Below are 13489 nucleotides of genomic sequence, written 5' to 3'. Positions count from 1 at the left end.
AATGGCTGAGTCTAAAAATGAGATTGTTGAAAATACAATAGAAAATTTACATGAAACAGTACACACAATAATATTATCCACGATAACTGAAGCAGGTGAGGTTGATACTAGTTATTCACCTTATTTCTTTGATGGTAATGATTATTATATTTTGATATCAGATTTAGCTCCGCATGGTCAGAATATTAAAGCTAATCCTAAAATATCTTTTTTAATTATTGATGACGAATGCAATACAAAAAACATTTATGCGCGTAGACGACTATCCTTTCATGCCACAACAGCCATTATTGCAAGAGATTCTGAGCTTTTTGATACCGTCATTGATCGGTTAGCCAAAAGGGTAAGTAAGATGGTTTATATGTTAGCAGAAATGAAAGATTTTAATTTATATAAAATATCACCAACAGTAGGTAGATTGGTTTTAGGTTTTGGAAAAACCTATATTGTTGATCATTTAAATAACCTTATTACACCGGTTGATGAAGACTATGTCGCTAATCAGAAAAGTGAACAAATGAGTAAACAATAGCATTTTTTAGTCTAGGCAAGTAAATAAACTAACCATTATTTATTAACTAGATAATGGTTTTGTTATTAGCGATTTTCAGATAATTAATTCTTTTTTGCCTATATATAGATGACTATTTTCTGGCAATTAGTGATGAAATGACCTATATAAACCATTAAACTATGCTAAAATTAAACTAATTTGAACTGAATTTAGGAAATATACAATTATGATTCCTGATGTTTCTAAAGCACTGAGTTGGTTAGAGAAGCACTACACTATTTTACAGGGTATTCAACGTGGGCTTGAACGTGAAACATTACGTATTTTGCCTGATGGTTCGCTATGCAAAACACCTTTTCCACAAAAAATTGGAGCGGCATTAACCCACCCATGGATCACCACTGATTTTGCTGAGTCCTTGTTGGAATTTATCACACCAGTTAATACCAATATTGATTATATGTTAACTTTTTTACGTGATTTACATCGCTATGCAAGTGTGAATATTGGTGATGAGCTAATGTGGCCATTAAGTATGCCATGTTTTGTGGCTAACGAAGACGATATTATCCTAGCTCAGTATGGAACGTCTAATGAGGGCCGTTTTAAAACTGTCTATCGTGAAGGTTTGAAAAATCGTTATGGTGCAATGATGCAAACTATTTCTGGTGTTCATTATAACTTTTCATTACCGATGGCATTTTGGCAAGCAAGAGATGGTGTAAAGAACAGTGAAGAGGGGAAAGCGGTTATCTCGGAAGGTTATTTTACCTTAATACGTAACTATTACCGTTTTGGTTGGGTTATTCCTTATCTATTTGGTGCATCACCTTCAATGTGTTCTTCGTTTATACAAGATCCTGAGAAAGCAAAAGCCTTTATTGAGCAAACCAATGGTAATTGTTATCTACCTTATGCGACATCTCTTCGTTTAAGTGATATTGGCTATACTAATAATGCACAAAAACAGTTAGGTATTACTTTTAACCATCTTGATACCTATGTTGAGGGATTAAAAAGAGCGACTAAAACCAAATCACCTGAATTTAGTAAATTGGGGATTAAGGTTGACGGTCATTATCGTCAATTGAATGATAATGTTTTACAAATTGAAAATGAATTTTATGCTCCGATTCGCCCTAAACGTGTGCCACGATCAGGTGAATCACCTTCGGATGCGTTGTTACGTGGAGGTATTGAGTATATTGAAGTTCGTGCACTTGATGTTAATCCGTTCTCACCAATCGGTATTACCGAAGAGCAGATTCGCTTTATCGATCTATTCTTAATTTGGTGTGCATTAGCACCAGCACCTGAGATGAGTAGTGGTGAATTAGAATGCGCAAAACTAAATTGGAATCGAGTTATTATGGAAGGGCGTAAGCCTGGTTTAGAAATCGGCATGGGCTGCGATAGTTATCGAGAGCCTTTAGCTAAAGTGGGTCATGATCTTTTTAAAGACTTATTACGTGTTGCCGATGTATTAGATCATCAAGATGACAAGCAACAATATCGCAAAGTTTGTGAAAGACTTGATGTTATGTTTGATCAACCAGAATTGACACTTTCAGCAAGAACATTAGAAGCTATAAGTGATTTAGGTACCGCTAAATTTGGCTTAGTTTTGGCTAATCAATATAAAAAGCAGCTTACTTCAGAACCTTTACAACTATTAACTGATGGCGATTTTGTTCAGCAAAGAACCTTGTCGATTGAAAAGCAGCAGAAGAAAGAACAAAATGACACTATGTCATTTGATGAATATTTGCAAAAGAAAATGAACGGCGTAAATGTTTAAAAATCGCGACTATACATTAAGATATCTTGGAAATAGTGATGTTGAGTTAATATTGCCTAATCATAAGGTGGTTCATAATGAACCATTAATTGATCAGACCACATTTTCGGTTTTGGTTTGGAATATCTTTAAACAGAAAAGGGCAAATTGTATTCATATTCTTGAACAATATGCCAATCAAGCAAAATTAATATTATTACAAGAAGCGCAAACTACACCGCAATTATTAAATTTTATCTCTGAACATAATAAGCTTGCAGATCATGTTCCTGCTTATTGTTTTAATGAAATTTTTGCTGGGGTAATGACGATTACCGACTCAGCACCAAGTAAGATTTTATCGTTTAGAGAAAAAGAACCTTTCATTCGTGTACCTAAATCGGCCTTAATTACCGTTTATCCAATTAAAAATTCAACTCAACAGCTGTTAGTTGCTAATATTCATGCTATTAACTTTAGTATTGGGGTAAAAATTTATCGCCAACAAATGTATATGCTATTGAATTATATAAAACAACATAATGGACCGGTTATTTTGGCTGGGGATTTCAATGCTTGGAGTCGACAACGATTGAATCTGCTTTATCATTTGGTTCGTTCGATAAAGCTTAAACCAGTAAATTTTGCTATTGATATTCGAAAGAGGTTTTTAGGAAGGCCGTTAGATTTTGTATTTTATCGAGGGTTAAAACTTGATGCGGCCAAAATTATCGATACCGCCGCATCAGATCATAATCCATTGTTTGTTAATTTTAAATTGGATTTGAATTTACCAACTTAATTTTTAACACATCGCCTTCTTTAACACGTCCATTTTTCAGTTTATTCCATTGTAGAAGATCGGTGATTTTTACCCGATAATTTTTGGCAATCGAATAAAGATTATCACCTGCTTTAACTTGGTAGGTGATTTGCTTTTTGCCATTTTTTAAGACAGTTTCGGTTTCCTTTGTGCTAACGGTACTGTACTGAATAGTCGTCGTAGTCGTTGATTTAATTTCAAATGGCATACTTTTATGTGGTACATCTTCTAAAAGCTCAGTAACTTTATTCGTAACTAGATTTTCTTTTTTTAATTTTTTAAATAGATTTTCTGCATGAGAATAAGGAACTAATAGATGGAAAGGACCACTTACTGTTTGTTGCAAATAACCGGCATTGTATGTCATTAAATCATTTAGCGATAATCCAGTATATTTAGCTATTTTAGCTAATGAGATATTTTTAGACATATCAATTCTGACTAAAGAATTTTGATAGTTACAATCGGGCAATTTGATACCATAGCGTTTATTATTTTTAACAATATCGATAATAGCTAATATTTTTGGTACATATTGCATGGTTTCTTGTGGTAATTCCAAAGACCAATAACTAGTTGGTAATCCTTTTTCCTTGTTTTTTTCTATGGCTCGTCGGACACGGCCTTCACCAGCATTATATGCCGCTAAAGTTAACAACCAGTCACCGTTAAAACGGTTATTGAGGTTTTGTAATAGCGAAATTGCAGAACCTGTTGACGCAATTAAATCACGACGACCATCAAAGGTATTGCTATTTATTAAGCCATATTCTTTTGCTGTAATCGGCACAAATTGCCATAAACCAGCAGCCTGAGCAGGTGAGGTAGCTAAAGGATCGTAGGCACTTTCAATCAATGGAATTAAAGCAAGTTCAACAGGTAGATTATTTTTTCGTAACTGATTGATGATGTAATATACATAAGGTTCAGAGCGCAAAGCAACGTTTTCAAATCTCTGTGGATTGCGTAGTAAACGTTCTCTCTCGGCAACAACACGACTGTTATTTGGCACACTGACATTAATTTGCGTCAGCATGTAATGCCAAGGATTTTGTGTCACTGAAGCGTAATTAACACCACCCCTTTTAACGCTTGAATTAAATATTGATTTAGAATTGTATGTTTTTGAGCCAGCAGTGTACCCTGAACCAGGATTCTGACACCCGACCAAAAAAGCACATAAAATTGTAAATATTAATAATTTTTTCATTAGTTTATAAGTTTGGACATTAATTTAAGCGAAATATTATACCTAAAAAATATCCTTTTGGCTCCTAAAAAAAACAAACAGTTCTAACTCATTGTTACAAATGAATTTATTCTGTAAAAATTTCTCTTCACAGCGTAAAAATAAGTTGATCTGCTTTTCTTGGGTTAAAATAGACGGCAAAGTGATGTTCTTTTTGCGAATAAACTTATCATACTCGAGAATAGCTTGATCATCAGGAACCATCATTTTGGCAAAGTCCAAATTAGCTAAAGTATATTCGTGTCCAGCACAAACAAGCGTATCATCAGGAAGTTGCTTTAATTTATTAAGCGAGCTCAGCATTAGCTTATAATTACTCGCAAAAATTCTACCACAACCAGCAGAAAACAAGCTATCACCACAAAATAGATATGGCTGACAATAATAAGCTAGATGTCCTAATGTGTGTCCCGGTACTGAAATAATATCAAATCGAAAATCGCTAATTGATATTTTAGCTAACTTATCTAGATAGTTAATCTGCAAATTAATTTCACTAGGCCCGTAAACTTCAATATCGGGATAAGATGCTTTAAGCTCGCTTACCCCGCCAGTATGATCGATATGGTGATGCGTAAGTAAAATTGCAAGGGGACAGAGGTGATGTTTTTTTAGATAACTAATAACGGGCGACGCCTCGCCTGGGTCGATAATGACAATTTGTTTATCGTTGTTTTCAAGCAACCAAATATAATTGTCTTTTAAAGCTGGGATCACATGTAATTTATACATAGTGTTAGCACCTTGTTAGTTATTTAAACAGTTAAATAGGTATCTAAAATGTTATCTTGAAATTTTATCTGCTCAATCCGTGGATGATGTTTCAAAAATGGTGTCATGTAAGCTTGGTGATTCTGCTTGCGTTTTAGCAATAATATCACAACGTTCGTTTTCAATGTGACCGGCATGACCTTTAACCCAAATCCATTCGATATGATGTGATTTAACTAGTTCATCTAAACGTTGCCATAAATCAACATTTTTAACTGGCTGTTTGTTTGCAGTTTTCCAACCATTCTTTTTCCAACCATGGATCCAATTCGTAATACCATTACGTAAATATTGACTGTCAGAATAAAGTTGAACTTCACACGCTTCTTTAAGCTGTTCTAAAGCAACAATTGCTGCTAATAATTCCATTCGATTATTGGTGGTTTTATAATAGCCATTAGATAATATTTTTTCTGTCTGTTTATATTTTAAAATCGCAGCATAACCACCCGGTCCAGGATTACCTAAACAAGAACCATCAGTAAAAATTTCTATTTTTTTTGCCATACTAAATAAACTTTTGCCTATTGAATAATAATTAGGATTGAATATTGATAAACCATCGGTGATGCTGCCTGACCACCGACTAAAGCACTGTGGGTATCAACATCAGCACGTTTTGGTGTTAGACTATACCACTAAATTGTTAATTTCCCAATTCTAGAAAAAGAAGAGTATAACGTGATAACACATTCAACACGTCAAATTGTATTAGATACAGAAACAACAGGTATGAACCAAGAAGGCAATAATCACTATGAGGGGCATAAGATTATTGAAATTGGTGCTGTTGAAGTATTAAATCGACGCTTAACTGGCAACCATTTCCATGTTTACATCAATCCAGAACGTTTAATTGATGAAGGAGCCTTTAAAGTTCATGGCATCAGTGATGAATTTGTTAAAGATAAACCAATATTTAAAAATATTGCTCATGATTTTATTAAATTCATTGATGGTGCCGAATTAGTCATTCACAACGCATCTTTCGACGTTGGATTTATGGATTATGAGTTTCGCCTTTGTGGGTTAAATTTCAAAACAGCCGATCATTGTATCGTTACCGATACATTAGCAATGGCGCGACGGTTATTCCCAGGTAAACGTAATAACTTAGATGCCCTTTGTGAACGTTATGAAATTGATAATTCACATCGTACCCTACATGGCGCTTTACTTGATGCCGAGATCTTAGCTGAAGTATATTTAGCTATGACTGGTGGACAAACCACGTTGGCTTTTAGTGCGGAAGATAACCCATCAGCAATATTAAATAACACCGTCAAAAAAATTGAGCGTAATGGAACTCGATTATCAGTGATTAAAGCGAATGAGACTGAGCTTTCTGCCCATGAATCAATTTTAGAGAAAATTGATAAAAAGAGTGGTGGGGCATTATGGAAAGTGCATTAATGATTGTTTTCTATGCAATTAAACATAATTTTAAAAAATTATATTGACGAAAATAAAAATAATCTTTAATATCACGCCTACTTTGATGCCGAGCATTGAAGAGTCTAAAAAGCGGAGCGGTAGTTCAGTTGGTTAGAATACCTGCCTGTCACGCAGGGGGTCGCGGGTTCGAGCCCCGTCCGTTCCGCCAATTCTTAAAAGTTTTACTCAATTTGTGTATAATACAAAAAATTATATAAAACCATCCATATAAAATTTATAACATTTCTTGATTAATTTTACTTCAACCTATTTATTGTTAATAAATACAAAATAAATTTCGTAACAACAAATTAATTTTTTATACCCTTTTTTTAGCTCTAATTTTTCACAAAAGGTGGGGCATATTTTGTTGAATATCCAGCTGGTTATTTAAAGAGCTTATTAGTTGAGATTTAGATATAAATTGATATAAAAAACGGAGATATATCTTAGTTGTAGGTTTTATTTTAGGCTAAAATTTAATTTCACATTACATGCATTAAAATATTTCAGAATTGCTTTAAAATTTGTATTTAAAGGTTTACCCTCAATACTTTTTATTCTGGCAAAAGAAACACCTAAACGCTTCGCTAACTCAGTTTGAGATAGCTGAGCATATTCTCTTGGTGAAAGTAATAATTGTATTAGTTTCCATTTCTCTTCAGCTTCATCATATGCCGCTCGGGCAACAGGATTGGCTAATGCTTTTTCCTTAAGTTCATCAAAGGTCGTATTGTGTTTTGTCATCGTCAATTATCTCCTATAACTGTATCCTTATTTATCGTATCTTAATCAATATTGCTCTGTTATTTAACTAATTCATGTAAACAAAGCTAATTCACGATTATTGATATAATAAATCTGAACCAACTAATTTTAATTTGAAATATAGGTGATATCACAACATGAAACTAGCTTAGCTGTGATATTTCGATTTAAATTTTCTATAGCCACTTATATTTAGTCTCTCTCTAAAAATGGGATTCGAGCCTCATTGTTCTATCATTTGATATTTAATTGTAACTTTCTCTATCTATTTATGTTATCTTCAACAATTATTTGTATAAGTTAAAGTTATTTTAATTGATTAGAAATGTTAAAAAAATCACTATTTATTTTTCTTGGTGGGATCTCTTTTGCTTTAGGTACGGTGGGAATTTTTGTTCCTCTGTTGCCTACAGTACCTTTTTATTTGCTTACTGCATATCTATGGTTAAATAGTTCTGATCGCCTTTATAACTATTTTACCCAAACGCGTTATTATCAAACTTATGTACAAAAAATGATTATCGAAAAAAAGATTTCAAAAACAGGATTAATAAAAATGTTAACCATGGTATTTATCATTTTATTAATTCCATTTATTTTATTTAATTCTTTGCATGTTAGGATTATTTTGTTAATCGTTTTTCTTGCTCATCTGATATTTGGTTCTTATTATTTTTTAAGGAAGAAATAGGGGGCATAAAAAATTACAGGGCAACAAAGTTACCCTGTAACAATATAAGCATGATAAATCACATTACTCATTTATCTTAAAGACTTTTTTTGATTTCGATTGCCAATAATGGATTCCACATAGCGCCAGTTGCACTCATAACAGCATCAGCCCCATTATTGATAAATTGGTGATAATGTTCACTGTTACTCACGCCACCCACACCGATAATGGCAAATTTTAAATCCATTTGTTTACGATATTTATTAAGTCGACTAACCATATCTAAACCCGCCCAACGAATTGCGTCACCACAGATTCCCCCTTCTTTGCGGTTTTCCCCCAATGCTGGATGTCCATTGGCATCTACAGGTTTTGCTGATAGGGTATTAATTGCACTTAACCCATCAATTATTTTGCCTACTCGAGTTAATAATGAAACAATTCTTTCATCATCAGGGAAGTAAGCTAATTTTAAGATGAGAGGGCGATCCGGTACCGCATTTTTGATTTCATTCACAATGCGTTCAACTCTATCTACATCAAAACAGAGTAGTTTACTTGCGCCTTCATTCGGGCAACTCAAATTGGCTTCTAAAATTGGCGCATTGGTTTCTCTGACTAATTTAGCAGCTAATGCATAATCCTGCTCAATCGCGCCATTACCTTGAGTACCTTGGAAGCTACCTATAACACATTGCCCAGTACCGGCTGCCTTGACTGCATCAGCCATATCAGGTTGCCAAATATCCGGAGCAAATGATGGGACACCAAATGAATTGGTTATGGATAACGGTTGACTATAATTAGTATCAGCTAAAACAGTGTCTAAATTGCATGTAAGTTTGCCTTTAGGGTGAACCGATAAGACATTAGGTAATGGATGGCATTTATGTAATTTAGTTCTAACTGTTTTATAGACACATAAATCGAATCCATAGGCAAAAGCAGCTTTAATATAATTTGCATTCAATAGCGGTCCGGCAGGCTGACCAAATGGAAGATTGACTTCAACATTTAAGAATTTGCTTGGTTTAGTAGAAACTTGTTCTGCCTTGTCTAATTCGGCAAAAAGGCCAAAAGGGCCTTTGGCATAATTATCTTCATAACTGATAGTTGGATTATAAAAAGGAATCAAAGGTTTCATGCTATCTCCTGTTTATGGCTGTACTTGAAGTGGTATTGATTAATAATTTGATATAAAATTGAGAGGTAAAATTTATAGATATAAAAAATCCTCCATAAAGGAGGATCCATATTCAAAATAAAAAGACAATTTAATTTTACTTTTGTTATTGGTTTTTTTGTTTGCACCACAAGCATAATCAAATTCTCTTTTCTAAATTTGATAAGCATTCTAGCTGAATAAAAATAAACTACAAGTGATAGATGTTAAAAAAATTGCAAGTAAATGAAATAGTTACAGTGTTTTTTTTTAGACTAGTATACCTCCCATAATAGGTTGACGATTTCAAAGTAATAAAAAATAGACAACCATTTAAAGCTGTATTAGCAAATTGCTTTATAAATTATTAATAAATATAAGGAATTTTTTGTCGAAAAAATGATATTTAGCGACTAATGAAACTTATGTAAGTGGAGAAGAAAAATTTCGGATGCTATGATCCATATTAACATTTAAATATTAATGATTAGGTATTGAAATATGAAAAACAAAGATATTTTTAAACCAGTACTGTTACCCAATGGTATTACTCTAAAAAATCGCATTATGATGGCACCAATGACCACATGTTCGGGATTTTATGAAGGTTCAGTCACTCATGACTTAATCGAATATTATCGAGCAAGAGCTGGTGAAATTGGCACAATAATTGTTGAATGTGGTTTTGTAGATAATAAGGGATTAGCTTTTCCAGGTGCTATTGGTTTAGATAATGACGATAAGATTGAAGGCCTTGCTAAGGTCGCCAAAGCTATTAAAGAGAAAGGCTCGAAAGCGGTTATTCAAGTCTATCACGGTGGTAGAATGGTTGACCCTAAACTCATCGGTGGCCAAAGTCCTGTAGGACCAAGTGCAATAGCGGCACCAAGACCCGGTGCAGCTACCCCTATAGAATTAACCGCTGAAGAAGTAGAGCAGATGATAGATAAGTTTGGTCAAGCGGTTCGCCGTGCTATTCAAGCTGGATTTGACGGAGTCGAAATTCATGGCGCTAACACTTATCTCATTCAACAATTTTATTCACCTAATTCAAACCAACGAAATGATAAGTGGGGAGGGAGTCGCGATAACCGAGCACTGTTTCCACTAGCAATCTTAGATATTACTCATGAGATGGTAAAACGCTACGCAAATCCTGAATTTATTGTCGGCTATCGTTTTTCACCAGAAGAGTTAGAAGTTCCCGGTATTCGTTTTGACGACTCTATGTATCTGCTTGAAAAGTTGGCTGAAAAAGGCTTAGATTACATTCACTTTTCAATGGGAGCAATCTTAAGACCATCAATCGTTGATACCCAAGATCCGACACCATTAATTAATAAATATGTGGCAATGCGTTCGGCAACCTTAGCTAAAATACCGGTTGTTGGTGTTGGTAATGTGGTAAATGAGAAAGATGTTGAAGCTGCGTTAGAGAATGGTTTTGATTTAGTAGCTGTTGGGCGAGCTTGTATTGCTTATCCTGATTGGACAGATCGTATTAAAAAAGGCGAACAACTTGAACTCTATATCAACAGTGATAAACGTGAAGAACTTAATATTCCTGAACCTTTATGGCATTTTTCATTGGTTGAAAGCTTAATTCGAGATGTAAATTTAAATGTTAAAAAATTCAAACCGGGTAATTATCAAGAAACTGTCAATGATGAATCTTATGATTATGTTATTAATGTTGAACTTGGTAAAGATTTCATTAAAGATATGCAATTAGTCAACCCGACTAATTATGATAGTGAAGTTTTAAATAACTTTTCGGAAATCAAACATCGCATCATTGATTCAAACAGTCCTCATGTGGATGCCATTTCAGGGGCAACATCACAATGTGAAGCTTTCAAAAAGGCCGTAACCAAGGCTATGACTCAATCTAACAAAGAAGCTATTATTGCCGAAGGTGGTGATCCTAATACTAAAGCCTATGATGTTGTGGTTGTCGGTAGTGGTGGTGCAGGTTTGGCCGCGGCTATTCAAGCTCACGATCTTGGTGCAAGTGTAGTTGTGGTTGAAAAGATGTCAGTTATTGGTGGAAATACTAATAAAGCTTCAGCAGGTATGAATGCCGCTGAAACAAAATTCCAAAAACTCAAAGGCATCGTGGATAGTAAAGATCTATTTTATAACGAAACCATGACCGGTGGTAAAAATAAAAATAATCCAGAATTATTACGATATTTCGTTGAAAATGCCCCTGATGCCATTGATTGGTTAGACAATAATGGGATTGAACTTAGTGGGATTACGACAACGGGTGGTATGAGTGTCGATCGTACGCATCGTCCAGCCAGTGGCGCAGCAGTTGGCGGTTATTTAATTAGTGGTTTAGTTAAAAATATTAATCGTCGAGGTATCGAAGTCATGCTTGATAGCAATGTGACTGAAATTATTACCGAAAATCATCAAGTTGTTGGTGTAAAAGTTACCGAAGAAGATGGTTCGATTCAAACCATTAAAGCTAAAGCCGTGATTATTGCAACTGGTGGATTTAGTGCTAACCGTGAAATGGTTGAAAAATATCGTCCTGACCTCAAAGGATTTGTCACGACTAATCACAAAGGCGCTACTGGTTCGGGGATCATGATCTTGGAAAAATTAGGTGCTGGCACGGTGGATATGAAAGAAATACAAATTCACCCAACAGTGGAACAAACGACTTCTTATTTAATCTCTGAATCAATTCGTGGCGGTGGTGCTATTTTGGTATCACAAATAGGCAAACGTTTTGTTAATGAATTAGATACTCGAGACAAAGTGTCGGCCGAAATTATCAAATTACCAGAACACTATTCTTATATTTTATTTGACCAACAAGTTCGGGATGAAAACAAGGCTGTTGAAGAATATGTTTCCCACGATCTCGTGGTACAAGCTGATTCGATCAATGAGTTAGCACAAAAACTCTCAATTGATGCAAATACGCTATCGAACACCATTGAACGCTATAATCAATTTGTTAATACCAAACAAGATGAAGATTATGGAAGAACAACGGGAATGCGTCATCCAATAAATAAAGCCCCTTACTATGCAATTAAGATTGCTCCTGGTGTTCATCATACTATGGGTGGTGTGACTATCAATACTCATACGCAGGTACTCGACACTGCTAAAAACGTTATCCAAGGTGTATTTGCCGCAGGTGAGGTTGTTGGTGGGGTTCATGGTGCTAATCGTATAGGTGGTAACGCCGTAGCGGATATCATCATTTTTGGTATGCAGGCTGGAAGGCAAGCTACAGACTATATCCATCAATAAATTGCCAAATATTTCTTGAGTCTATTTAACATGGTTAATTCACGTTATGAATATACTCAAGCGATGATGGGAACAACGGTATCATTAATGCTTTTTGAGCCAAATGATTTCGTTGTTCAACTTGTGTTTAAAACCATTAATCAGCTTGAAGATAGGTTGACTGTTAATCGACCAATATCCGAAGTGATGTTAATTAATAATGCAGCTGGAAAGCATCCGGTAAGGGTTAGTCATGCCGTTTATTCGCTTATCGAGCAAGCTTGTAAAATAAGCTTAATGCCAAACAGTTGTTTTAATGTCGCTATTGGTCCATTAGTTAAACTCTGGAAGATAGGTTTTAATGGTCATCAAGTACCCAATAGCGATCAAATAGTGAATAAAAGATCATTGATTGATCCTAATGATATTCAACTTGATGCTAAGTCATGTTCAGTCTTTTTGAAAAAAGAGGGAATGGAAATAGATCTAGGTGCGATAGCTAAAGGTTATATTGCTGATGTGATTAAAGAAGTTTTACGACAAAATGATATCCATCAAGCAATAATTAATTTGGGCGGGAATGTGTTAACAGTAGGTGAATCGCCGATTGATAGCCAAGGTTATTGGCATATTGGACTAAAAAAACCTTTTTCCTCAATTCAAAATGAACTAGTTGGTTTAATTAAAGTTAAAAATAAATCTATCGTTACTTCTGGAATTTATGAACGTTACTTTATTCAAAATCATCATCTTTATCATCACATTCTCGATTCTAAAACCGGTTATCCTTTAGATAACGAATTAGAAAGTGTGACGGTGATTTCTGATACCTCACTTGAGGGTGATATTTATTCAACACTTTTGTACGGTTTTGGTTCAATTAAAGGATGTGAGTATTTAAAAAAACATCGCAATCTGTCGGGTATTTTTTTATTGAAAAACAAAACAATAAAATTGGTAAACCCAGACAATTTTGCTTTTCAACTTCTTAATGAGACATATCAAATAAAATAAATATTTTCAATAAGATATGTTTATAACATTTCATTATGAATTTGAACAAATT

Annotated in this window: 12 protein-coding genes and 1 tRNA gene; 8 read left to right on the top strand and 5 right to left on the bottom strand. The window is 34.4% G+C overall.

The genetic code is table 11. The annotated features are described in order from the left end of the window. The first annotated feature begins 1 nt into the window (after position 1). The 3 genes from DKK70_RS08050 (at position 2) to DKK70_RS08040 (ending at position 3093) form a co-directional block, all read left to right on the top strand. Positions 2–532 (top strand): HugZ family pyridoxamine 5'-phosphate oxidase, encoded by a 531-nt coding sequence (locus DKK70_RS08050; protein ID WP_110433501.1) that lies wholly within the window; start codon positions 2–4, stop codon positions 530–532. A gap of 208 nt (positions 533–740) precedes the next feature. Then, positions 741–2312: a glutamate--cysteine ligase gene (gshA, locus tag DKK70_RS08045; protein WP_110433500.1), complete on the top strand. Its 1572-nt coding sequence runs from the start codon at positions 741–743 to the stop codon at positions 2310–2312. Further along, complete coding sequence (locus DKK70_RS08040) at positions 2305–3093, top strand: endonuclease/exonuclease/phosphatase family protein (RefSeq protein WP_110433499.1); 789 nt, start codon at positions 2305–2307, stop codon at positions 3091–3093. The genes gshA and DKK70_RS08040 overlap by 8 nt, the downstream gene beginning before the upstream one ends. Here DKK70_RS08040 and DKK70_RS08035 read toward each other — a convergent pair. The 3 genes from DKK70_RS08035 to rnhA all read right to left on the bottom strand — a co-directional run bounded on the left by DKK70_RS08035 (position 3065) and on the right by rnhA (position 5641). After that, complete coding sequence (locus tag DKK70_RS08035; protein ID WP_219999719.1) at positions 3065–4150, bottom strand: transglycosylase SLT domain-containing protein; 1086 nt, start codon at positions 4148–4150, stop codon at positions 3065–3067. The genes DKK70_RS08040 and DKK70_RS08035 overlap by 29 nt on opposite strands. A gap of 216 nt (positions 4151–4366) precedes the next feature. After that, the gene (gene gloB / locus DKK70_RS08030) at positions 4367–5095 is read right to left on the bottom strand and encodes a hydroxyacylglutathione hydrolase (protein WP_110433497.1); all 729 of its coding nucleotides are present in this window, start codon (positions 5093–5095) and stop codon (positions 4367–4369) included. 72 nt (positions 5096–5167) lie between these two features. Next, positions 5168–5641: a ribonuclease HI gene (rnhA, locus tag DKK70_RS08025; protein WP_110433496.1), complete on the bottom strand. Its 474-nt coding sequence runs from the start codon at positions 5639–5641 to the stop codon at positions 5168–5170. Positions 5642–5815: 174 nt separating this feature from the next. On the opposite strand from rnhA, the gene dnaQ reads away from it, so the two are divergent. Next, complete coding sequence (gene dnaQ / locus DKK70_RS08020) at positions 5816–6547, top strand: DNA polymerase III subunit epsilon (RefSeq protein ID WP_110433495.1); 732 nt, start codon at positions 5816–5818, stop codon at positions 6545–6547. A 113-nt stretch (positions 6548–6660) separates the two neighbouring features. After that, positions 6661–6737 (top strand) — tRNA-Asp (locus DKK70_RS08015). A 293-nt stretch (positions 6738–7030) separates the two neighbouring features. Here DKK70_RS08015 and DKK70_RS08010 read toward each other — a convergent pair. Further along, on the bottom strand, positions 7031–7315 hold the full coding sequence (locus DKK70_RS08010; protein WP_110433494.1) for a helix-turn-helix domain-containing protein: 285 nt from the start codon (positions 7313–7315) through the stop codon (positions 7031–7033). A 346-nt stretch (positions 7316–7661) separates the two neighbouring features. Between DKK70_RS08010 and DKK70_RS08005 the strand changes: the two genes are divergently transcribed. Next, positions 7662–8027: a YbaN family protein gene (locus DKK70_RS08005; protein WP_110423482.1), complete on the top strand. Its 366-nt coding sequence runs from the start codon at positions 7662–7664 to the stop codon at positions 8025–8027. A gap of 76 nt (positions 8028–8103) precedes the next feature. Here the strand turns inward: DKK70_RS08005 and DKK70_RS08000 are convergent, their stop codons facing one another. Next, on the bottom strand, positions 8104–9153 hold the full coding sequence (locus DKK70_RS08000) for a dihydroorotate oxidase (RefSeq protein ID WP_110433493.1): 1050 nt from the start codon (positions 9151–9153) through the stop codon (positions 8104–8106). Positions 9154–9672: 519 nt separating this feature from the next. On the opposite strand from DKK70_RS08000, the gene DKK70_RS07990 reads away from it, so the two are divergent. Together DKK70_RS07990 and DKK70_RS07985 are read left to right on the top strand one after the other, a co-directional pair. Next, entirely contained in the window at positions 9673–12444 is a 2772-nt protein-coding gene (locus tag DKK70_RS07990; protein ID WP_110433491.1) for a flavocytochrome c, read from the top strand. Positions 12445–12474: 30 nt separating this feature from the next. Then, positions 12475–13437 carry an FAD:protein FMN transferase gene (locus DKK70_RS07985; RefSeq protein ID WP_110433490.1) on the top strand — a complete coding sequence of 321 codons (963 nt, stop codon included), beginning with the start codon at positions 12475–12477 and terminating at the stop codon, positions 13435–13437. Positions 13438–13489: the final 52 nt, after the last annotated feature.

Source organism: Gilliamella apicola (assembly GCF_003202655.1).
Lineage (GTDB): Bacteria > Pseudomonadota > Gammaproteobacteria > Enterobacterales > Orbaceae > Gilliamella > Gilliamella apicola_R.
This window is presented reverse-complemented; position numbering and strand designations above follow the sequence as displayed.

Bases quoted from the DNA above. Each gene is read 5' to 3' on its own strand.
- DKK70_RS08050 (WP_110433501.1), top strand. From the start codon at position 2: ATGGCTGAGTCTAAAAATGAGATTGTTGAAAATACAATAGAAAATTTA.
- gshA (WP_110433500.1), top strand. From the start codon at position 741: ATGATTCCTGATGTTTCTAAAGCACTGAGTTGGTTAGAGAAGCACTAC.
- DKK70_RS08040 (WP_110433499.1), top strand. From the start codon at position 2,305: ATGTTTAAAAATCGCGACTATACATTAAGATATCTTGGAAATAGTGAT.
- DKK70_RS08035 (WP_219999719.1), bottom strand. From the start codon at position 4,150: ATGCTGACGCAAATTAATGTCAGTGTGCCAAATAACAGTCGTGTTGTT.
- gloB (WP_110433497.1), bottom strand. From the start codon at position 5,095: ATGTATAAATTACATGTGATCCCAGCTTTAAAAGACAATTATATTTGG.
- rnhA (WP_110433496.1), bottom strand. From the start codon at position 5,641: ATGGCAAAAAAAATAGAAATTTTTACTGATGGTTCTTGTTTAGGTAAT.
- DKK70_RS08010 (WP_110433494.1), bottom strand. From the start codon at position 7,315: ATGACAAAACACAATACGACCTTTGATGAACTTAAGGAAAAAGCATTA.
- DKK70_RS08005 (WP_110423482.1), top strand. From the start codon at position 7,662: ATGTTAAAAAAATCACTATTTATTTTTCTTGGTGGGATCTCTTTTGCT.
- DKK70_RS08000 (WP_110433493.1), bottom strand. From the start codon at position 9,153: ATGAAACCTTTGATTCCTTTTTATAATCCAACTATCAGTTATGAAGAT.
- DKK70_RS07990 (WP_110433491.1), top strand. From the start codon at position 9,673: ATGAAAAACAAAGATATTTTTAAACCAGTACTGTTACCCAATGGTATT.
- DKK70_RS07985 (WP_110433490.1), top strand. From the start codon at position 12,475: ATGGTTAATTCACGTTATGAATATACTCAAGCGATGATGGGAACAACG.